This window comes from Rhodoferax sp. GT1R46 (genome assembly GCF_056521285.1).
Window position 1 is genome coordinate 962325 of the sequence record NZ_JBWMBC010000001.1, and the last position, 21053, is coordinate 983377.

The following is a 21053-nucleotide window of genomic DNA, read 5'->3' on the forward strand; positions in this document are numbered from 1 at the left end:
TACCACGCTAAAATAAAATTACCTATACTGGTATGGGTATAAATTCTATTTGAGGCTTTTGCGTATGTCGATTTCTGTCCAATCTGCCGGGAGTAGAGTCAGGCCTTTCTGGCCGCCTTTGGTCGCTGGCGTTGCTTTAGGCCTGGTCTTGCTGTTGACCTTCGTATTGACGGGTCACGGCCTTGGCGCTACGGGTGCCACCACCCGCATGACCGCATGGCTGGGCTGGACGGTGGTCCCCGCCGCAACGCAGGCAAACAGCTACCTTGGTCCCATGGTGGAGAGCGGTAATCCTCTGTCCTCATGGATCACCTGGCAAGTTATCGGTGTGGCTATTGGCGCGCTGGCAGCCGCCTTCATGGGTGGCCGTTTTCGGGTTCAGCTGGATGGTGCGCGCAGTGTGGGTACGCCGCGTCGTTTGCTGGCAGCCTTGGGTGGAGGCCTGGTTTCTGGCTTTGGTGCCCGTGTAGCGGCTGGTTGCACCAGCGGCTTGGGCCTGTCGGGCGCGGCCACGCTCGGGATCGCAGCTTTTGTTTTTTTGGGCCTGTTCTTCGCGACTGGCCTGATTGCCAGCCGTTTGGTGAAGGGGCTCTGAGATGTTTCCATTCAATGATGCAGGTGTGATTTCCGGGCTTGTGTGCGGAGTCCTGTTTGGCTTTGTGCTGGAAAACGCAGGATTTGGGAGCCCCGCCAAGCTGACCGCGCAATTCGAGTTGCGCGACTGGTCGGTTTTCAAGGTCATGTTCACCGCCATTGTGGTGGCGGCTTTCGGTCTTTACGGTCTCAAGGCGGCGGGGCTCATGCAGGCCGATGCCGTGTTTGTGCCCAGCGCCTTGCTCATGGCCTCAGCCGTGGGTGGCGCTTTGGTGGGCGCAGGTTTCGCGGTGGGCGGGTATTGCCCCGGTACATCCGTGGTAGGGCTGTTTTCGGGCCGACTCGACGCACTGGTTTTCCTGGTTGGCTTGCTGCTGGGAACGGTAATTTTTGCTGGCTTCTACGGGCCGGCCATTGAAGCGCTCATGGGCATGTGGGAAGTGCAGGCGGGTGACACCTTTACAGACGCTTTCGGTGTTTCCGAAGTGACCATGCTGGCGATTCTTTCTGCCGCCCTGGTGGCCGTGTTCTATTTTGGCTCGTGGTTCGAGAGACGTTCTGCTGGCCCTGTAACGGCTGAGCAGGCCCTCGCAGGCGCGGGCTCTCCAAGCTCCCATTGACTATTCAACAACACCCGGAGTTTTACCGATGAAGAAATCCACAGTTTCCCGCTCGAAATTAGCAGAGACCCTGTCCGCACTGATGCTGGCCACCGCGCTGGTGGCACCGGCTCCCGCAGTGCTGGCAGCAGACGCGCCCGCTGCAGCCGCCAGTGCGGCAAAAGATGGAAAGAAGGCTGAGAACCCTTGTGCCCCAGGCAATCCCTGTGGCCCAGCCAAGAAAAAGAAAAAGAAGGGCTCAGACAACCCTTGTGCGCCCGGCAACCCTTGCGCACCCAAGAAGTAAGAGCTTGAAGGACGGCTAGAACTAACGCCATGGCTGCGGTTTCTGAACCACTGCTACACGCAGCGCATGACGCATTGGGCATACCACTGCGTTATGCCCGGTCGGGCAGCAGTCTGGCAATGGCCGCCATGGCGGGAGCAAGACAGTGGGTGGAGTTGCAACACTACCCGCGCCGCGATGTGGTGGACGGCGCGCATGGCACCCGGTTTTATTACCATGCCCACGGATCACGCCACACACCGGATAACGAACACGGTCACTTTCATCTGTTCGCCCACGGCAAGCAGCCCGGCGACTACACGCATCTGGCGGGGCTATCGATTGATGCGCAAGGCCAACCGGTTCGCCTGTTCACCACCAACCGCTGGGTCACGGGTGAAACCTGGCGCACGGCCGCTGAGGTGGAGCAATTTTTGGTGCGTTTTGCGGTACAGACGCACGGCCGTATGGCCCCGGTAGCGCGCTGGCTGACCGCCATGGTGCATTTGTACGGTCCGCAATTGAAGCAGCTGATTCGCCGCCGTGATGCGGTGATGGCCCGACGTAGCGCCCGCCAGGGGTGGGACGTACTTTGTGAAGACCGGCAGCTGGATGTGGTGACCCAAACCCGAATTTCGCTTGCCAAACGGATTCAACAGATTCAACAACTCGGCTGACTAAGCAGCCAACAATCAGGAGAACGCGATGAAACAACTATTAATCAAAGTATCTGCCGCTGCCGTAGCAGCCTTTGGACTCGTGGTCGCCCACGCAGGCGTACTGCCCGGCCCGCTGGTCAACACCAAATGGCTGGCTGACAACCTGGACAAGGTGCAGGTGGTTGAAGTGCGCTCCAACGTGAAGTCTTTCACCGAAAAGCCAGAACTGGAAACGGACGCAAAGACCGGTAAAAAAGTACTGGTGGAGGTGGGTGGTCATATTCCTGGTGCTCGCCTGATTGACATGAAGAATATGCGCACAGACCGCACCTATGGTGACATCAAGGTCAAGTACATGATCCCGGAAAAAACCGTTTTCGAAAAAGCCATTCAGGCCGCTGGCGTTGACGCGGACAAGCCCATCGTGTTTGTGCCAGTAGGCGTGGACGTGACCGATGTGGACGACGCCTTGCGCGTGTACTGGCAGTTCAAGGTGTACGGTGAAGACGAAATGGCCGTGCTGGATGGCGGCATGGCGACCTGGCTCCTGGAGGGGCGTGAACACAGTTCCGCTGCGGCCCCAGCCAAAGCCGGCACCTGGATTGCCAAGGCTGATCGCAGCGCACAGTACTTCGCAACGTCTGAGGATGTTGCCAAAGCCATGGCCGACAAGAGCGCAACCCTGATTGACTCTCGTGACTCCAAGCAGTTTAACGGCTTGGGAAAACGCGACTATGTATCTGCCTTTGGTCACCTCGATGGAGCCAAACTTTACGGAACGGACTTGATGGTCAACGCCTCGGGTGGCGCGGTCAAGTTCCTGTCCTCCAATACCTACAAAGCGTTGATGACGGCGCAGGGTATCGATCCGTCAGCCCCTTCCATCTCGTACTGCAACAGCGGACATTTGTCGTCCGGCCCCTGGTTTTTGGCCTCTGAAATTTTGGGCAACAAATCCGCCAAGTTGTATGACGGCTCACTGCACCAGTGGACTCTGGAAAAACGTACCCTTGTGGGCGCCGTTCCACTGAATTGAAGAGTTCTGCCACAGGGGAGCCTTGTGGCTTGGCGTGTCATCGATCCGGGGCCTTTCCAGGCTTGCGCAGTGCGGCGATCTGCCCCTTAGTTGCGGCAATAACCTTCACTGAGAGACCGTTTGCCTTGTCTGCGACTATCCGGCGAGGTCATAGCTGTATCCTCATTGCCAGCAAATGGAAACAGGGCACCGCTTGGATCGCGCGGTCTTTGACATGGGCGAACGGACCCTGTTGGTCGGTGCTATTCCCGGCTTTCCGAGGCAACACGGCTACTTGTCGTTGGCCGGGTGGAAAAAGTCATCCACCAGATTGGGGCTATCGATCAACGTGGCCTGCAAGGTAATCTCGGAGACGCTTGCCAGCGCTCTGGACAGCGGGCAATCGTGTTTGGCCGCCAGCGCAATGCTCTGGAATTGGGCGTCATCGATTCCCGGTACGGCGGACTTCAAGGTGAGCGCAATCCGGTCGATGACAAATCCTTCGCCCTGCTGTGCCAGGCGCACACGGGCCTGTGTGTCGACAGTAGCGGTGGCAAAGCCTGCTTTGTCGCACGCGAACGAGAATGCCATCGTGAAGCAGGCGGCGTGTGCAGCCCCCAGTATTTCCTCGGGGTTCGTGCCGAGGCGGTCGTCCTCGAAGCGACTCGCGAAGCCATAGGGGTAGCGCTTGAGCGCCCCGGTTTCGGTGCTGATCTGTCCCTGGCCTTTTTTGCCCGGGCCTTCCCAATGGACGTTGGCGGTCTTCTCGGTCATGGTGGGGTCTCTCTTGGATGGATGTCAGAAGATGTTCTGCCCAAGGGGGACCCTGCGTCTGTGCTCTAGCGAACATTGTGAAGTGGGGCTTCAAGGTGCTGATGGTGATGTACTGGCAAAATCCCCTGATGCACGAAACCTTGCCATTGCCGCCTGTTGCGAAGACGACCTCAGCCCCCATGACGGCCCAACTGGTTGAGACGCTCAACAATGAGTGCTTCTGCATCAGCCTGGACACAGACGCATTGCGAAAAGCACTGGAGTCGGAGATTGGCCAGCCCGGGCTGTTTGACCTGGTTCGCGAGCGGTGCCCGTATTTGTTTGCCGCGCGTCCCGTGTTTGTATCGCAGACCCACATGGTGCGCATGGCGCAGGTGGTACGTGCTATTGAAGCGGTGGTTTCCATGCCCGCCTACCGTGAGAAGGTTTTGGCGCAGTCTCCCGCCATTGCCCGGCACGACGCGGGCGGCGCCAAGGGTGTTTTCTTCGGCTACGACTTTCACGTTACCGAAGGTGGATTCGGGCTGATTGAGGTCAATACCAATGCGGGTGGCGCGCTGCTCAACGCGGTGTTGGCGCGAGCGCAGCGTGCCTGCTGCCCCGAGATTGAAAGCATGGTCCCACTGCCGGCCACAGCCCATGCGCTGGAAGAAAGCGTAGTGGCCATGTTTCGCAAGGAATGGGATTCCTCAGGCCGCAACAGGCCATTGCGCAGCATTGCCATCGTGGACGAGGCGCCCCAGCAGCAGTATTTGTACCCGGAGTTTTTGCTATTTCAGCAGCTGTTCCACCGCCACGGGATGCAGGCCGTGATTGCCGACCCATCGGAATTCACCCTGCGTGATGGGGTACTGTGGCATGGCGACCTGGCCATTGACCTGGTCTACAACCGGCTGACTGATTTCTACCTGACCGCACCCGCCAGCGCGACGCTGCACGACGCCTATTTGCAAAACGCCACGGTGCTCACGCCGCACCCCCAGGTGCATGCCTTGTATGCGGACAAGCGCAATCTGGCTTTGCTCAGTGATGCTGCAGCACTCCAGGCGCTGGACGTGCCGCAAACCATTCAGGACGTATTGCTGGACAGCATTCCGCACACCGAGATTGTGGATCCGGCCAACGCCGAGCGCTTGTGGAGCAACCGCAAGCGCCTGTTCTTCAAGCCCTTTGCCGGTTATGGCAGCCGTGCCGCTTACCGGGGTGACAAACTCACGCAGCGGGTGTGGCAAGAGATTCTGGCGGGCGACTACGTGGCGCAGGCGCTGGTGGCGCCGGGCGAGCGCACGATCTCTGACGCCTCGGATCAGCAGCCCGCGCAGGTACTGAAGTTTGACCTGCGCGTCTACGTTTTTGATGGACAGGTGCAGTGGGTAGCCGCCCGCTTGTACCAGGGCCAGACGACCAACTTTCGCACCCCCGGTGGTGGCTTTGCACCTGTTTTTGAAGGAGCGGTTTTTAATCATGTCTAGACGCCACACAGAATCTCATCGCACGCAACATATTGGCTGGCTGCGCGCGGCCGTACTGGGTGCCAACGACGGCATCGTGTCCACCGCGAGTCTGATCGTTGGCGTGGCCGCGTCCAGCGCGAGCCACAGCGCCGTTCTTGTCGCGGGTGCAGCGGGTCTCGTGGCAGGGGCTATGTCCATGGCGGCTGGTGAATATGTGTCTGTCAGTTCGCAGTCCGATACCGAACAGGCCGATCTGGCGCGCGAGCGCATTGAGCTGGCAACCGACAGCGTGCATGAGCATGCGGAATTGACGGCCATTTATGTGGGGCGCGGTCTTGACGAATCACTGGCGCGGCAGGTCGCCGAGCAGCTGATGGCCAAGGATGCGCTGGGCGCGCATGCCCGCGACGAGTTGGGTATCTCGGAGACGATGACGGCCAAGCCTTTGCAGGCGGCGTTTTCTTCGGCCTTGTCTTTCATTGTGGGTGCGGCCCTACCTCTGCTGGTGGCCGTGTTTGCCGCTCCCAGCCAATTGGCGTTAGTGGTTAGCGTGGCATCGCTGGTGTTGCTGGCGCTGCTCGGTGCGTTGGCGGCCTACACCGGCGGTGCCGGCATCGGCCGTGGCATGCTGCGCGTGACATTCTGGGGCGCATTGGCGATGCTGATCACTGCCGGGGTCGGCACGCTGTTTGGTGCTGCACCATGAGTGCTGGGCACGATCACGATCACGATCATGGGCATGACCACGGACATAACCATGCCCCTGCAGAATTCAACCAGGCATTTGCCATTGGAATCGCACTGAACATTGCTTTCGTTGCTATCGAAGGTTTTTACGGCTGGAAGGTCAACTCGCTGGCACTGTTGGCCGATGCGGGTCACAACCTGAGCGATGTGGCCGGGCTGGTGCTGGCCTGGGGCGGTGCGCTGGCGGGCAAACTGCGTCCCGACGTGCGCCACACCTATGGCTTGAAGCGCGCGTCCATCCTGGCGGCCTTCTTCAATGCCTTGTTGCTGCTGGTGGCCATGGGATCACTCGGTTGGGAAGCGGCGGGGCGCCTGCGCTCGCCGGAGGCGACCGAGGGCTGGACCATCATTGCCGTGGCTGCCGTGGGTATCGTGATCAATACCGCCACCGCGCTGCTGTTCATGCGGGGACGAAAAGAAGATCTCAACATCCGCGGTGCCTTTTTGCACATGGCGGGGGATGCGCTGGTGTCGTTGGGGGTGGTGATTGGCGGCGCTCTCTACCTGTGGCAAGGCTGGACCTGGGTCGACCCGGTGATGAGCCTGGCCATTGCGGTCATCATCGTGGTGGGCACCTGGAGCCTGTTCAAGCAATCGCTGCACCTGCTGTTTGATGGCGTGCCGGATGGTGTGAATCTGGCCACCGTCCGCACCGTTCTGCTCGACCTGCCGGGTGTTGCCGATGTGCACGATCTGCATGTATGGGCTATGGGGACATCGCAAACCGCACTCACGGCGCATCTGGTGCTGAACGTCGGGGTTGCAGACACGGGCGCCGTTTTGCACGCAGCCGAGCATGAATTGCACGAGCACTTCGAGATTCGCCACGTCACCCTGCAACTGGAGTCACTCGCCTACGCGCAGAACTGCGCGCTGCGTCTGGGTGCGGGTTGCAGTTAGTGATTTGCTATTTATTGAATAGCTGCTTGCGCATGTTGCACGCGGGCTGCAGGCAGTTTTTATACAAAAATAGTTGCCCACGCGACTGACAGACCCACGCGAGTCAGAGTCTGAAGGTCCCCACCAGTTGATTCAAATGCTGCGCCTGCTCGCGCAGGCTCATGGCGGCTGCCGCAGACTCTTCAACCAGTGCTGCATTTTGCTGGGTCATTTCATCGAGCTGCTCGACTGATGTGTTGACGCTACCGATGTCGCCACTCTGCTCGGCAATGCCCGCAGTGACCTCGCCAATGATGTCGGCTACTTTCTGAACCGAACTCACAATTTCATTCATGGTGCGGCCCGCGTCGGCCACGAGCCGGGACCCTGCCTCAACCCGCTCCACGCTGGCGCCAATGAGGCTTTTGATTTCTTTGGCTGCTTCGGCAGAACGTCCGGCCAGGCTGCGAACTTCCGAGGCCACCACCGCAAAGCCACGCCCCTGTTCTCCCGCACGAGCCGCCTCGACTGCCGCGTTGAGTGCCAGGATATTGGTTTGAAAGGCGATGCCGTCAATCACGCTGATGATGTCCGATATTTTTCGGGAACTGTCATTGATGTCGTTCATGGTGGATACCACCTGCGCGACCACTGTGCCACCCTGGGTGGCTACCACAGCCGCTGACGAGGCCAGTTGGCTGGCCTGGCGGGACGAGTCGGCAGACTGTGCCACGGTGCCCGTCAACTGCTCCAGCGAAGCGGCGGCCTCCTCCAGGTTGGCTGCGGTGCGTTCAGTCCGGTTGCTCAGATCCTGGCTGCCACTGGCGATTTCATCGCTGGCAGTCGTGATGCTGTCCGTGGAGCTTCGCACATCGCCCACCAGTCGACGCAGGGATTCCTGCATGCGTGACAGTCCATCCATCAGGCTGCCTTCCTGGGAAGTCGAGGGCAGGCTGACCGAGAGGTCACCCTCGGCAATTCTGGAGATGGATTCGCGGGCAACGGCGGGATCACCTCCAAGCTCCGTGGCTACCGTCTTGTTCATAAAGAGTGCAAAGCCAATGGAAACCAGAGCCGCCAGGCCAGCCAGCACCGCTGCGAACACAATAGCGCGGTTCGCTTTCTGATTGACGTCAAGCTGTGCCTGTGCGGATACCTTGCCGGTCTCTTCAATCTGTTTGATCAACTCTGCCCGCAGCACCCGCCATGCCGGTGTTTCGGTGCTATTGAGAAACTTGATGGTGTCTTCTGATTTTTCCTGAACCATGACCACGACCTTCTCTTGTGCCAGGGCATGTGCGCCACGCAAAGCGGGCAGCAATTTGATGCCTGCTTCAAAAACGGTTCCCACAGCAACGCCAGATGCCTCGCTAAAAGCTTTTTCGTAAGCGGTGCGCGCCGCGTTGAGGTTGTCTACCGCCTTGGTGTTGGCAGGGTCCAGAACAATGTTGCGCAACGCTTGCCCCATCTGCAGACCTTGTGCGTACATCTCGGTCAACGCAGTGCCCATGCGTTGCTCGGTATTGATGTAATGTTCAAACTGGCTTTTGGTGTAGACCAAGCCGCCGATGCTGACCAACAACCCGACAATAAACAGCACCGAGGGAATGATGGCTGACAGCAGCAGTTTTGTATTGAATCGCATGGGTAGTTCTTTCGGTTCTGGCCAATCTTCACGCCCGCATTTTAGGGACCCTGGATGACGATTGCTTGCAATGGAGAGAACAGTGTAAACAAGCGCCCCAATCCGGCGCGTTTCCATTCGATCGCTGACAATCGGGCGGTCAACGACTTGGGGGCCCTGTGGATCGCCAGTTTCCAGCGGGTGAAGAATTTTGAAAGCGATCTGCCCAGTGTGCGATGGCGGACAGATTGCTCTGCTATTGATAGCGGCTTGCGCAATATGGGCGGGGGCTACAGGCTGTTTTTATATCGAAAATTTTTGAGCAAGCTGATATGGGTGCATCGATATCAATACCCGTGCTGTGTGTACTGCGAGGCTGTCACCCGCCATGCGGGTTCATTCACCAAAGACCGCTGTGCTGCATTGTCAGTCTTAGCCCAATGGGGCCAGCAGTCGTTCAATCCGCCATCCAATATGGTTCAACGTTTGAGCCAAGGGTTAGACATCACTCGGCAAAAGTCCGCAAATCGCTTTAAAAAAGTCAGGCACCTGAAGCAGCTGCACATATGCATCCCATCAGTGTTTGGGGCTAAAGACGTGATCAAGCACTGGCAAGCCGTCTGATCGGCAGGTGCAAAGCCAGACAGGTACCTGCTTGGCTTGACGTCCAGCGTATTTCTGCACCGATGGATTCGGCTCTTCGACGCTGATTCCCCAGCCCTTTGCCAGCATTGATCATCCCTTGTGCAACCGAAAATCCTGAGCCATTGTCAATGATCTTGACCACGACGCAGCTGTTGTCGACGCCAGTGATGACACGGATTTCCGTGGCACAGGTGTGCTTGATGATGTTGGTGAATGCCTCTTGCAGGATACGCAGGATGTGCAGCGCGTTTCGCGGGTCAAGCCAGTCCAGCGGCGGAACGTTCTCAACCTCCCAACGCAAAACAATGCCTGCGCTTTCCAGGCGCGGACCCAAACGGAAACGCAAAGTCGCCAACAATAGCAACAAGTCGGCCTGCACGGGTTCCATGGAGTCGATGGCCAGCTTCAGGTCATCAATGCAGTCTTTCAACACCTCTGCCACCATGGTGGCGTTGATCTGACCTTTCTCCACCGTCAGAAGTGCCGTGCGCAATGACGAACCCATGCCATCGTGCATGTCCTGCATCAACCGCTGACGCTCATCGCTGAGGGTCTGGCGGTGGGCGATGTCACGTAGCCGCTGATGGCTCAATAGCAAAGCGTCTTCACGTTCTTGCAAACGCAATTGGAGGCTGGCATTGACCACTTTGACTTCGGCATTCGCCGCGATATAGCGGCGAAAGATGATGTGCATGAACAGCAAAAAAGCCGCGATGTTGCTGAACGGTCCCAGGTAGATACTTTCAATGTCGATGTAATTGTTTTGCATCAACCAGTCGTGTCCGCCCAACAGCATACCGACCAGCGCCCAGCTGCTGATAAGAAGACCGTCACGCGAACCGGCCAGCCTGGACTGGTGAAAGCCGACGCCCGCAACAAGAAAACCCATGAACAGCAAAGCGATATAAATCAAGGGCGACAGCGCATAGGCATTAAGAGATTGCACAAACACCGGCAAGCTCAGGATGCAGATGCCAAGCGTGATGCCGGTAACAAGGCGATTCAACCAACGTATGGGGCGACAGTGCAGGTCGTTCAGAAAAAAGTGAGTGATCAGCATCATCCAGTAAAGGGAGTTGATAGTGACCCAGGTAAACCACGCATCGCTGATGGCCAGCTTGCTTTCGCCGACGCAGAAATGCAGGGTTCGCAAAAACGACGCCACCGCGATGCAGAAAAGCAGCAAATACTCAGTTTCTGTGCGTAGCCTGAACCAAACGAACAATGAAAACAGTCCAACCGCAAGGAATGCTGCACTGCTCGCCGAGGGCAATTGGACTTGAATCAGGTAGCGCAGTCGGTAACGCCAGCTCAGACTGTCACTGTCCCCAAGCCACACCGATGAGATGCCTCCCCCTGAGTCCCGGGGACTCTCGATTCTGAGAAAAATCTCGCTCGGCGCAACGGAGTCGGCGGTTTCGTCCAAGGCGATCCACAAGGGAATGTTCCAGCCATTCCAGAGGATGTTGGCGTGGGATTGGTAAATCAAGCGGCTGTTGCTATAGACCGCAAGCTGTCCGTCGGTTTTCCAGCGCGGAATGTAGATGTACCGTGGATTGAAGGACGGTTTGATCCCAGGTACGGACAAACGGTACCAGGTCACAAGGGTTGGCGGCTCATTGGCGTCACCGCTGTCAGCACCTGGCACCAGTGGTCGAGTGAGCGCGTGAGGAAGTGTGACAGTCTGCCAGCTGCCCGGCAGATTCTGGACCCTGGCTTCATAAGGCGGCGGCGCATAGCCTTGGGCGCGCATCAGCAGTGACTCGGCTGTCGTGATGTGCAACGGCACTTCAGCCTGCACCGTTTGATGCCACAACGCCACACACATCAAGCCCAGGCCAATGAAGCGTGAGAAGGCCTCAATCACCCAGCAGACCTTGGTAGCGAGCCTCGAAAATCGCCTCGGTTTTGGAGTTGACCTCGAGTTTGCTGTAAATGCGCCGGATAAAGGTCAAGACGGTGTGGCGCGAGATCCCCATCAAACCCGCAATCTCTTCCGAGGTGAAGCCCTTGGTGATGAATTCCAGAACCTCTTGCTCACGGGCAGACAAGGCGGTGCGTGGTCGGTCCTGGGGACGGAACGGCATCGCGGGCAAATGTTTGGGTTGATCCCGAAAGCGCATCAGAATCTGACGCGCGATGAGTGGACTGATTGGGCTGCCACCCTGATACAGGCTGCGAATCTCGGTCACCATGCTTTTTGGCGCACTGTCTTTGAGCAGGTAGCCCGCAGCACCCGCCTCCAATGACTGCATGACGTGCATTTCATCGCCAAAGGCGGTGCTGACCATGATGGCGCAGTTGGGCCACGTAGCGTGGGCCGCGCGAATCACATCGATGCCCGAGCCGTCGGGCAAACCCAAGTCGACTAACAACACATCCACTGGTTCGCCGTTGAGCGCATTTAGCCCCGCAGCCCGGGTGCTGGCTGCCGACACCAGAACCATGTCTGGGGCCAGTTCCAGGGTGTTGCGCAACACCAATTGGAAGTCCACATCATCCTCGACGAATGCCACACGAATGGGAGAGGTGCTGATTGATGCAGGCATGGTGCGGGGGCGGCTACACCCCCTGGCAGGATGCACAGAAGGCCATCGAGTGTGACACACAAGACGCCCAACGCAGATCCCAGTCTGTCCCCATTACGAGTGACAGACAAAAGCCGTTTTCCTCACTAGCCTCGACCTATCAGAAAAGTTTTTGCGCGCGTCATACAGGTTGTTGGAAAACTCGTCTGGCTTAGACATACAAACATGCCGAACGAAACCCGCGTTATCCGCGCACATTTACTTCGAAGTAGCTAATGATAAAAATTATTCGTGTTTGTTTTTTCTTGTATTTAACCTTTATTGCGCTGATACCACTCACAACATCCGCACAAACACCAGCTGATATTGAAGCGGCACAACGCCAAGCGGAGATACTCCAGCGCCAGGAGCAAAGCCGTATCCAACGCGATCAGGAAGACGCGCGTCGACAGAGTGATCGCGTCGAGGGTATGGATACCAAGCCGCTGGTGCCAAAAATAACACTACCCAATCCCGATTCGCCATGCCGGAACATATCGGTGATCACCATCACAGGCGGATCGCAGCTATCCGATGTACTGCGACAAAAGATAACCGATGAATTCTCAAGCCGCTGCCTCAATGTCGGTGATATTGAAGGTGTTTTGACTACCATTACTACATACTATATTGAACGCGGATTTATCACCACCCGCGCTTATTTGCCAACACAGGATTTAAGCCAAGGCAAACTTGAAATTATTGTCATTGAAGGCAAGGTTGGAAAGATCAGTATTGAGGATGGCAACAGTCGCAGCGTCTCGATAGGAAATGTATTCCCGGGTGTTGCAGGAGACTTGTTGAATTTACGTGATCTGGAGCAAGGCGTCGATCAGATTAACCGGCTCAGCTCAAATAACGCCAGACTCGATATCCAGCCTGGCGAAAACCCGGGCGAGAGCACGGTGCTTGTGCACAACCAGCCGCAATCACGATTCCATATCAGTGCGTCCGTGGATAACCAGGGACAAGATTCGACGGGAAAAGTACAAACTGGTGTCACAGGCAGCGTGGATGACCTGCTCGGCTTCAATGACTTTCTATCAATGACACACCGCGAATCAACGCCGGGTGATCAAAGCCGCCAATATGCCGGCAGTGACAGTCTGAGTTTTAACATTCCCTTTGGTTACACCACGTTATCACTGGGCAGCAGCCGTTCCCAATACGCCAACACAATTTCACTTCCCAGCGGGCTGAGCCTCGTATCCAGCGGCAATAGCGATAGCAATAACCTGCGACTTGACCGCATTGTCTACCGCAGCCAAGCCACTCGCGCCATGCTCGCAACAACCCTGACGACTAAATCGTCAAGAAATTACCTGGATGGGCAATATCTGGGCGTCAGCAGCCGCAATCTAACAATTCTGGATCTGGATGGCAACCTAAGCACCAATTTGGCAGGCGGTGTTATCTCGATCGATCTTGGTTATGCACAAGGGCTCAACACCATGGGCGCTCTGCAGGATCTTGATCAGCTGCCAGATTCTGCGCCACGCGCCCAGTTCGGAAAATTCAAGTACGGATTTAACTCCACCCTTCCATTCCGGGCCGTAAGTCAGAATTTTGCCTTTACCAGCCAACTGTCCGGACAAACAACCAATCATGTGTTGTATGGATCAGAGCAGTTCCAGATCGGTGGTCTTTACTCGGTGCGTGGTTTCGTTAACAACGTTCTCTCGGGTGATGACGGCTACTACTGGCGCAATGAAATATCCATGCGTCAAGCGGTCAATATTGGAAACGAGACTGTTTCTGGTCGTTTCTATGTGGGTTACGACACAGGTGAAGTCAGAAACATCGCACCAAATATTCCACAAGGTCAACTCAGTGGCATGGCGATAGGCATATCCGTCAATTGGCGGGGTGGCACTTGGGACTTTTTCAATACGCGCCCTCTCACCCTGCCTGGGAATATGACCAAAGAATCGAGCCAGACCTGGTTCAGAGTCGCCTACGCACTTTAAGGAATACCGTGAACCATATCTATCGTGTCATCTGGAATGAATGTGCGGGTGCTTGGGTTGCGATCCCTGAAACTGCACGCAGCTGTGGCAAAGGGCGTTCACGTGCCGCAAGAAAGGCATTGCTTGCTGTTTTGATGCTATCCGGCTTGGCTGGCCCTGCCGCAAGGGCTGTTCAGCCAGCGGTGACGGTTGTGCCTGTCGGTGGAAATGCGACCGCTTATATATCGGCCAATGGTGTCCCTGTGGTGAACATCGAGAAAGCCAATTCAGCCGGACTTTCACACAATACCTACACGAGTTACAACGTGGAGCAGAACGGCTTGGTGCTCAACAACGGCAACAGCAGCCAGCTCATGCGCCAATCGCAGTTGGCAGGCCAAGTGCCGTTCAACCCCAATCTTGCCAACGCAGCCAAAGTCATTTTGAATGAGGTTGTGTCGACCAATCGCAGCGTGCTGGCTGGGTTCACGGAGGTGTTGGGTGGCAAAGCCGATGTCATTGTGGCCAATCCGAATGGCATTACCTGCAATGGTTGCGGATTCATCAATACCGATCGCGCCACCCTCACCACAGGCAGCGCCAATATTGCCAGCGATGGCAGCCTGACCGGATTCACAGTCAACCGGGGTGACGTGCGCGTCGAGGGCTTGGGGGCAGTGGCCAGCGCGCAACAAGCCTTTGACATTGTCGCGCGTTCGGTGAATGTGTCCGGCAAGATCAACGTTTCTGCCACCGGCAGCCTTGGCATCACCACTGGCAACAACGTCTGGCGCTACGCCGATGGCACTGTCTCAGGCGCAGTTGCCGGCAGCGGCCCAGCGCCATCCTACGCGTTTGACTCCTCGGTGCTGGGGGGCATGTATGCGGGGCGAATCCGCATCATCGCGACCGAAGCGGGTGTCGGCGTCCGAATGCTTGGCGAAGCGGCAGGCAGCGCTGACGACTTCACCCTCTCGAGCGCAGGCAAAGTTGAACTTCGCGCGGCCCTCAGTGCTGTGCGCGATATAAGCGTCACCACCACCGCCAGCAGCGGCACGCAGGACCTGGCTTTGACCGGTGCGGCACTCACCGCAGGCCGTGACCTGTCCCTGTCGGCGGTGGGTGGCCAGGCGGCTTTGACCGGGGGCGCGCTCTACGCGGCGAAAAACCTCGCGCTGACGGCAGCGACGCTCGTTGATGTTTCATCCGCAGGCAATACCCGGTTCGCAGCAACAGACACCACACTCAATACCACCGGCTCAGCCAGCGTGGATGGCAGCGTCTGGGGTGCAACGGGTGCACTGTCGGGCGCCTTTGATAGCCTTGCCATTGGCGCCAACGGTGCCACGATGTTTGCCGGGTCAACCTTGTCTCTTGAGGCTGCCAATGATCTCAGGCTGGCTACCGCCACACTGCAATCGGCAGGCAACCTGACGCTCACTGCCAACGCGGGCCAGATCAGCACCCAATCCGGTGCCGCACAGGGTATCGAAAGCGCTGCCGGAGACCTCCGCTTGTCTGCCGGTAACGGCCTTGCGAACGCTGGCACGATGTCTTCCCGAACCGGCAACGTGAGCGCACGCATGAACGGCACGGTGACCAACAGCGGGAAATTGCATGCCGCCCAAACGCTGGACATCACTGACAAAAACGGGGTGATCAGCGACGCTATTGTTAACAGCGGCACGTTGATAGCCGAGGGACATCTGAGTGCAAAGACGCGAGATTTGACGAACCTAAGCGGCGGCGTCATTCAAGGCGACACGGGCCTCAGTATTACCGCCAGTGATTCCATCAACAATTTAGGGGCCTTGGAATCGGCAGGCCAACTCACGCTGGATGCCGGCAATGCGTTAACCAACACCGGACTCATTCAGACCGTTACCCCAACACAAGGAAGCGCGAGTGCTATGCGCATCCAGGTGGCGGGCTTGCTAAGCAACACTGGCACGATTGACGCTGCGGGCTCGGCAAGCCTTTCGGCCAATGCGCTCAACAACTCCGGCACGCTGCAAAGTGCCCAGGCGTTAGCACTTGGTGATTCATCGCACAGAGTCGACTTGACAAACACCAAAGACATTATCGGGAAAAGCGTATCTATTATCGGAAACACCCTGAATAATACGGGCAGCAACTCCCGCATACTCAGTACGATAAATGGTGGTGACGATGTCCTGTTGGACCTCTCCGGGCAGTTGACAAACGATGGCGTTTTGCATGCTGATCGCGCACTGACGATTCAATCTGGCAACGTCAACGCTTCTGCAACCAGCGGTATATCCTCGAATACTGGCGATTTAAACATTACCTCTACCAGTGATATCAGCAACAGCGGCTGGATATTTACAAACAGAAACATGACGCTGGCGGCAAGCGGACATGCCATTCGCAACACCGAAACGGGCAATATTGAAGCTATAACGTCGCTAGCGGGTACTAGCGGCAATATCACCTTTAATGCCGGCAATAGCGGTAGCTTTTTCAATGCCAACTACATCAAAAGTGCAGGTAATTTAAGCATCACGACAGGCAGTTTTGTCAATCAGGCTGGAGATATTTTGCCCAGCGTGATAGACGGCCCTCTGGTGTACACAAACCAAATTTCTCAAGTGGGTGACAGCGGCAATTTCAATTGCGCAGGCGTAGCAGGTTCGTACCACGATTGCGCACATAGCCGCTTATACCAATATACCTTTACTTCCGATCAGTCGTATGCGTTTGCGTTAAGAGGTCCGGCCCAACTGCTCTCAACCGGAAATATTGACATTAACTACACCACCACGGCAAAAAACATTATGTCGGTGGTTTCCGGAAAAGATATCCATATTGTTGGAGGATCAGGATCATCGAATCTTGAAAATAATGACATTGGCTTAAAGCGATTAACCTACCATCGCCTGCTGTGGATTCGTTCGGGGCATAGCCAATACGACTACATCCCCATTGATGCCGCCCAATACAACGCAGGGCTAAATAACAGCGGTGCGGAGGAGCCTGGTGTTTATTTTCCAACCCAGCGAGACGGTTCAGGGAATCCTGATAACCCCGTTGAATTAGCGTTAATGGAAACGGGTTATGCCCAGTTGAGCAGCTTCATAGCCAAGCCCGGCCAGCCCGCAACCAGCGCGGGTATTTATGCCAGCGGTACTTTTTCCTATGTGGGTTCTGGCGTTAATCTGAGTTCCAGCATTAGTCCGAAGGTAACTCCGGCGCCGACACCCACTGGCAATGCACCAACACCGAGCGGCGCTTCGTCGGTTGCAGTCAGCAGTCAGGGCGTTGTCTTTCCGGGATTGAGCTTGATCTTGCCGACCAGCCCGAATGGTCTGTATGTCGTGTCAAAAAATCCGGACTCTGCTTACCTGGTCGAATCCAATCCACTCTACGGCGCCAACAGCGGTACAGGTTCAAATTATCTGGCGGCAATATTGGGGTTTGACCCCAGCGCGATTCAAAAGAGACTGGGTGATGCCAATTACGAAACCCAACTGGTGCGCAACCAGCTGATCTCGCAGACCAACAACTTCGTTTTGAACGGTTACGCCACAGAAGCAGACCAGATGAAGGGGTTGATGGACCATGCGGCCAGTCAGAATGTCGATTTGGGCCTGACCTTTGGTACCGCATTGACGGCAGATCAGGCCAGTCGGGTCAGCCGGGACATGGTGTGGATGGTCAGTACCGTGGTGAACGGGCAAACCGTGCTGGCGCCGGTCGTCTACCTGTCGGCGGCAACACGGAACGCGGTGCTCAGCGGCAGCGTCATTGCCGCGCGCGACGTGTCAATCAATGCACAAACCCTGAGCAATACCGGCGGTACTATTCAGGCCACCAATGCGCTGGCCATTACCACGCGCGGCGACATTACCAATACCAGCGGCAAGATTCTGGGCGGCGATGTCAGCCTGAAATCAACCGATGGCAGCATCGTCAATCAGACTACAGCAGAATTTTTTGGAAATGACATCACGGGTCAAACCGTGATTGGCGCTACTGCAACGATTGCCGCCACGGGCAAGTTGAATCTCAATGCGGCCAAAGATGTCAAGGTCATCGGTGCTGCTGTCAAGGCGGGCGGCGACGCCAGCATCAGCGCGGGCAATGACGTGGTGTTCGATACGATTCAGGACAAGACCGCGGTCACCACCGCGGGCTCTAGTAGCAGCACGTTTAGCAGCAGCAGCTGGTCCAAAAACGAGGTGAACAGCAAGCAAATCGGTTCCAGTCTTGATGCTGGAGGCAACGTCAGCCTTCGCAGTGGCAACGACGTGACCGTGGCAGGCAGCAAGATTGCCGCTGGCGGTGATGTGACGGTGGATGCGGCCAACAACCTGAACGTGATTGACCGTCAGGATGTGAATCAGGTGACCACCACCAACAAGTCAACCAGTACCGGCGTGGGCGCCAGTGGCAGCAGCGTCAGTGTGAACACCACGACCAAAACGGAGACCGTGAAAACCACGACAGGCACCAGTGTCGGCTCGTCCATCACCGCGGGTCGCGACATGGGCCTTAAGGCGGGTAAAACGCTCACCGTGCAGGGCTCGGACATTGCCGCGACGCGTGACTTGGATGTCACTGCCAAGGATGTCCAGGTTCTCGCGGGACAAAATACGTTTGATCAAACCATAGACACCAAGACCACGGTGGTGGGCTTGTCCGTTGGGGTGGATATCAGTGCGGTTACCAAGGGTATCGATATGGTCAAGGGTGACAAGCCTTCAGCCGCCGATGTCGCCAAACTGGCTGCACAAGCCTACGGGGCGCAAGGGGTGTCGGTTGGGGTCAACATGACGACTACCACCACGCACTCCGAAGAGTCGAACAGCACCGCGCGGGTGTCGACCTTCTCCTCGGGCGGCAAGACCAACGTCACAGCGAAAAACACTGCCACCTTTGAAGGCGCACAAGTCAATGCGGGCGGCGCTATCAACGTCGCGGCTACTGACATCAACATGGTTGCTGCACGAAATACCAGCAGCTACACGTCAGAGAGCAACACTACTGGAATGAATGCGTCCCTGTCAGCTGATCCGTCAGCCATTGCACGCAAGGCAGTTGCCGATAACGTGTATTCGGGCGGCGGCGGCGGAGTGACGGTGGCTACGGTCAAAAACACCCAGACGAACACCACAGACACCGGCAATACAGGAACGGTTAGCAATTTCAATTCTGGCGCCAGCGTGACACGCACGGCGAGTAACGCCATCAACGACCAGGGCACACAGATCGCGGCGGTGGGAGACTTTAACCAGAGTGCTAAAACAATCAATATGCTCGCCTCAACCGACACGACTAGCCATGTGACGACTGAGGTAACCAATACCGGCACGATCGGTGTCAGCGTCAATTTCGAACCCGTCAAAGCGATCAAGGATCTGAAGGGTGGTGATCCAAGAGGGCTGATCGGCTTGGCCAGCGGTCCGACCATCGGCGTTGATGGCGAATACACGCGTAACAACAACACATCGCGCAGCGGCTCCACCACGGCTGTGGTCGGTAACGTCACCGCGGGCGGCAGCATCAACAGCACCTCGAGTGGTGCAACGACACTGCAGGGCACCAACCTGATCAGTAAGGGCGACACCACCATCGTTGCGCAGGATTTGGTTGTCAAAGCCGCAGCGAATACCCAAAGTAGCAGCAACAATGGCAATACCGTCACGGTTGCGGCCAGAGGCGATGTCGGTGCTTCCGGCAAACCAGGTGGTTCACTGTCCGGAACATATGCCACCAATCAGGATCAAAGCTCCGCCAGTCAGGCGGTTACTGGTTCCATTCTCTCTGGTGGCAATCTGACCATTAAGGCCGCGCGGGATGCCAGTTTCGAAGGCACCACGCTCAATGCGGCTAAGGACGCCAGCATTGCAGCCGGCGGCAGCGTCACCATGAAAGCTGCCAAAGACACGAGCGACTCATCATCATCCAACAAAAGTTTGACCGTTGGCGTGAGCGCCAGCAAGGGCGGCAGCAAAGGCGCATCGGTGGGGGTGACAGACGAAAGTTCACGCGCCAATAGTTCTGACGCAGTCATCGGAAGTGTCGGTGCGGGAAATAACCTGACCATACGTGCTGGCAAAGATGTGACATTTGAGGGCACAGACATTGGCGCTGGGAAAGACGCGTCAATCTCAGCAGTGGGTGACGTCAAGATGCTGGCGGCGACCAGCACCGTTTCAACGGACAGCAAGTCGATTTCTGCCGGTGTATCAGCCAGCCAGGATGCTAAATCTCGTCATGCAGGAGCAACAGTTGGTGTGGTTTTGGCGAAATCGGATTCCACCACCCAGACCGGATCCAGCGTCGCAGTGGGGGGTGACCTGAATATTCGCTCCGGTGGGCTGACGACGATGCAGGGTACGCAGGCAGATGCAGGCGGGAGTGCCAAGCTGGATGCTGCGGGTGGTGTGGTCAAAACGGATGCGGTCAACGAAAGTAGCTCGTCTGGACTCAAAGTTTATGCAATGGTCCAGGTGGGTAAGGATCGCAAAAAAGGAGAAGCTGCACCTGCGGACAATTCGCCGACGCGCCCGCGCAGTAATGCGGTTACGGAAGCACCCACACCGGTTGCGAAGCCCTCAGTGCTAGAGACAGTGAAGACCTATGGCAAAAAAGCGGTCACGGCGGTCGTCTCCGCTAAAGATGCAGCCAAGCAGAAAAAGAATACTTCAAGTTTTCCGATCGCTGCCGCATTGAAGTCCGACAGTTCAAATCGAACGACGATAGGTGTGGATATTCGTGAGGGTGCTGCAGCCAATGTCAGCAAATTGCCACAGGTCGCCAATGTTTTAACCCAGCCTGTGGTGAAGGCTGCGGTGCAAGTAACTGCAGATCTGGCAGCACCGTTGGCACAGTATGGTTCACAGGCAGCGATTCCGGACAGCGTCAAACGCGAAATTTTGACCAAAGCTGGCATCCTCATTCCGCCAGGTGCTAATCTGGATGCCTTGCTGCGCCAGCCGAAAGCTGAACTTAACCCCGCTTTACAAACGCCTTGAGCGCGTCAGGTGGCGGCTGCCACACCCCGCTGTCGGCCCGTTGGATGGTTGGGTACAGCTAAAATAATAGCGAATAACCAGGCCCGTTCAGGGCCTGGCCAACCGCTGCGCTCACACGGTTTTCCACTGGGCACTACGGCTTGATTTGAACAGCGCATCGATGTCTGCCACGACAGAACCACCCAGTGCGCCTCCACTACAGTCTGCCCGCTTGCTCGATCATGTGCACGAGCGGATTCGGTACATGCTGGTGTGCACTGTCTGTT

Annotated in this window: 15 protein-coding genes and 1 pseudogene; 12 read left to right on the forward strand and 4 right to left on the reverse strand. The window is 56.9% G+C overall.

Annotation, left to right across the window (positions count from 1 at the left end; all coding sequences use genetic code 11):
- Positions 1–64: 64 nt before the first annotated feature.
- From AC097W_RS04540 to AC097W_RS04560, 5 genes are read left to right on the forward strand one after another with little or no spacing between them, the layout of a single operon-like run.
- Positions 65–595, forward strand: a complete 531-nt coding sequence (locus tag AC097W_RS04540) for a YeeE/YedE thiosulfate transporter family protein (RefSeq protein ID WP_479601110.1) — start codon at positions 65–67, stop codon at positions 593–595.
- Between the two features lies 1 nt (position 596).
- Positions 597–1214 (forward strand): DUF6691 family protein, encoded by a 618-nt coding sequence (locus tag AC097W_RS04545; RefSeq protein ID WP_479601111.1) that lies wholly within the window; start codon positions 597–599, stop codon positions 1212–1214.
- A 28-nt stretch (positions 1215–1242) separates the two neighbouring features.
- Positions 1243–1500 (forward strand): hypothetical protein, encoded by a 258-nt coding sequence (locus tag AC097W_RS04550; protein ID WP_479601112.1) that lies wholly within the window; start codon positions 1243–1245, stop codon positions 1498–1500.
- 29 nt (positions 1501–1529) lie between these two features.
- Complete coding sequence (locus AC097W_RS04555; RefSeq protein WP_479601113.1) at positions 1530–2156, forward strand: DUF6969 family protein; 627 nt, start codon at positions 1530–1532, stop codon at positions 2154–2156.
- A 28-nt stretch (positions 2157–2184) separates the two neighbouring features.
- Positions 2185–3174, forward strand: a complete 990-nt coding sequence (locus tag AC097W_RS04560; protein WP_479601114.1) for a sulfurtransferase — start codon at positions 2185–2187, stop codon at positions 3172–3174.
- A gap of 270 nt (positions 3175–3444) precedes the next feature.
- On the opposite strand, the gene AC097W_RS04565 is transcribed toward AC097W_RS04560, so the two are convergent.
- Positions 3445–3927 (reverse strand): OsmC family protein, encoded by a 483-nt coding sequence (locus AC097W_RS04565; RefSeq protein WP_479601115.1) that lies wholly within the window; start codon positions 3925–3927, stop codon positions 3445–3447.
- Between the two features lie 77 nt (positions 3928–4004).
- Here AC097W_RS04565 and AC097W_RS04570 point away from each other — a divergent pair, with 77 nt between their 5' ends.
- Genes AC097W_RS04570 through AC097W_RS04580 form a run of 3 tightly spaced genes read left to right on the forward strand, consistent with a single transcriptional unit; the run spans position 4005 to position 7028 of the window.
- On the forward strand, positions 4005–5399 hold the full coding sequence (locus AC097W_RS04570) for an ATP-grasp domain-containing protein (RefSeq protein WP_479601116.1): 1395 nt from the start codon (positions 4005–4007) through the stop codon (positions 5397–5399).
- Positions 5392–6087, forward strand: a complete 696-nt coding sequence (locus tag AC097W_RS04575; RefSeq protein ID WP_479601117.1) for a VIT1/CCC1 transporter family protein — start codon at positions 5392–5394, stop codon at positions 6085–6087. Before AC097W_RS04570 ends, AC097W_RS04575 begins: the two co-directional genes overlap by 8 nt.
- Positions 6084–7028, forward strand: coding sequence for a cation diffusion facilitator family transporter (locus tag AC097W_RS04580; RefSeq protein ID WP_479601118.1), 945 nt, complete (start codon positions 6084–6086; stop codon positions 7026–7028). The genes AC097W_RS04575 and AC097W_RS04580 overlap by 4 nt, the downstream gene beginning before the upstream one ends.
- A gap of 103 nt (positions 7029–7131) precedes the next feature.
- On the opposite strand, the gene AC097W_RS04585 is transcribed toward AC097W_RS04580, so the two are convergent.
- Positions 7132–8652, reverse strand: coding sequence for a methyl-accepting chemotaxis protein (locus tag AC097W_RS04585; RefSeq protein WP_479601119.1), 1521 nt, complete (start codon positions 8650–8652; stop codon positions 7132–7134).
- A gap of 54 nt (positions 8653–8706) precedes the next feature.
- Here AC097W_RS04585 and AC097W_RS04590 point away from each other — a divergent pair, with 54 nt between their 5' ends.
- Positions 8707–9255 carry a hypothetical protein gene (locus tag AC097W_RS04590; RefSeq protein WP_479601120.1) on the forward strand — a complete coding sequence of 183 codons (549 nt, stop codon included), beginning with the start codon at positions 8707–8709 and terminating at the stop codon, positions 9253–9255.
- On the opposite strand, the gene AC097W_RS04595 is transcribed toward AC097W_RS04590, so the two are convergent.
- Both AC097W_RS04595 and AC097W_RS04600 read right to left on the reverse strand, forming a co-directional pair.
- The gene (locus AC097W_RS04595; protein WP_479601121.1) at positions 9233–11143 is read right to left on the reverse strand and encodes a sensor histidine kinase; all 1911 of its coding nucleotides are present in this window, start codon (positions 11141–11143) and stop codon (positions 9233–9235) included. The genes AC097W_RS04590 and AC097W_RS04595 overlap by 23 nt on opposite strands.
- Positions 11136–11825, reverse strand: coding sequence for a response regulator (locus AC097W_RS04600; RefSeq protein WP_479601122.1), 690 nt, complete (start codon positions 11823–11825; stop codon positions 11136–11138). Before AC097W_RS04600 ends, AC097W_RS04595 begins: the two co-directional genes overlap by 8 nt.
- 254 nt (positions 11826–12079) lie before the next feature.
- Here AC097W_RS04600 and AC097W_RS04605 point away from each other — a divergent pair, with 254 nt between their 5' ends.
- From AC097W_RS04605 to AC097W_RS04615, 3 genes and pseudogenes are all read left to right on the forward strand, one after another.
- Complete coding sequence (locus tag AC097W_RS04605) at positions 12080–13810, forward strand: ShlB/FhaC/HecB family hemolysin secretion/activation protein (RefSeq protein WP_479601123.1); 1731 nt, start codon at positions 12080–12082, stop codon at positions 13808–13810.
- An 8-nt stretch (positions 13811–13818) separates the two neighbouring features.
- Positions 13819–14727: pseudogene (locus AC097W_RS04610) on the forward strand (two-partner secretion domain-containing protein); the annotation flags it as partial.
- Positions 14728–15138: 411 nt separating this feature from the next.
- Positions 15139–20787, forward strand: a complete 5649-nt coding sequence (locus tag AC097W_RS04615; RefSeq protein ID WP_479601304.1) for a beta strand repeat-containing protein — start codon at positions 15139–15141, stop codon at positions 20785–20787.
- The last annotated feature ends 266 nt before the right edge of the window (positions 20788–21053 follow it).

Bases quoted from the DNA above. Each gene is read 5' to 3' on its own strand.
- AC097W_RS04540 (WP_479601110.1), top strand. From the start codon at position 65: ATGTCGATTTCTGTCCAATCTGCCGGGAGTAGAGTCAGGCCTTTCTGG.
- AC097W_RS04545 (WP_479601111.1), top strand. From the start codon at position 597: ATGTTTCCATTCAATGATGCAGGTGTGATTTCCGGGCTTGTGTGCGGA.
- AC097W_RS04550 (WP_479601112.1), top strand. From the start codon at position 1,243: ATGAAGAAATCCACAGTTTCCCGCTCGAAATTAGCAGAGACCCTGTCC.
- AC097W_RS04555 (WP_479601113.1), top strand. From the start codon at position 1,530: ATGGCTGCGGTTTCTGAACCACTGCTACACGCAGCGCATGACGCATTG.
- AC097W_RS04560 (WP_479601114.1), top strand. From the start codon at position 2,185: ATGAAACAACTATTAATCAAAGTATCTGCCGCTGCCGTAGCAGCCTTT.
- AC097W_RS04565 (WP_479601115.1), bottom strand. From the start codon at position 3,927: ATGACCGAGAAGACCGCCAACGTCCATTGGGAAGGCCCGGGCAAAAAA.
- AC097W_RS04575 (WP_479601117.1), top strand. From the start codon at position 5,392: ATGTCTAGACGCCACACAGAATCTCATCGCACGCAACATATTGGCTGG.
- AC097W_RS04580 (WP_479601118.1), top strand. From the start codon at position 6,084: ATGAGTGCTGGGCACGATCACGATCACGATCATGGGCATGACCACGGA.
- AC097W_RS04585 (WP_479601119.1), bottom strand. From the start codon at position 8,652: ATGCGATTCAATACAAAACTGCTGCTGTCAGCCATCATTCCCTCGGTG.
- AC097W_RS04590 (WP_479601120.1), top strand. From the start codon at position 8,707: ATGACGATTGCTTGCAATGGAGAGAACAGTGTAAACAAGCGCCCCAAT.
- AC097W_RS04600 (WP_479601122.1), bottom strand. From the start codon at position 11,825: ATGCCTGCATCAATCAGCACCTCTCCCATTCGTGTGGCATTCGTCGAG.
- AC097W_RS04605 (WP_479601123.1), top strand. From the start codon at position 12,080: ATGATAAAAATTATTCGTGTTTGTTTTTTCTTGTATTTAACCTTTATT.
- AC097W_RS04615 (WP_479601304.1), top strand. From the start codon at position 15,139: ATGTTTGCCGGGTCAACCTTGTCTCTTGAGGCTGCCAATGATCTCAGG.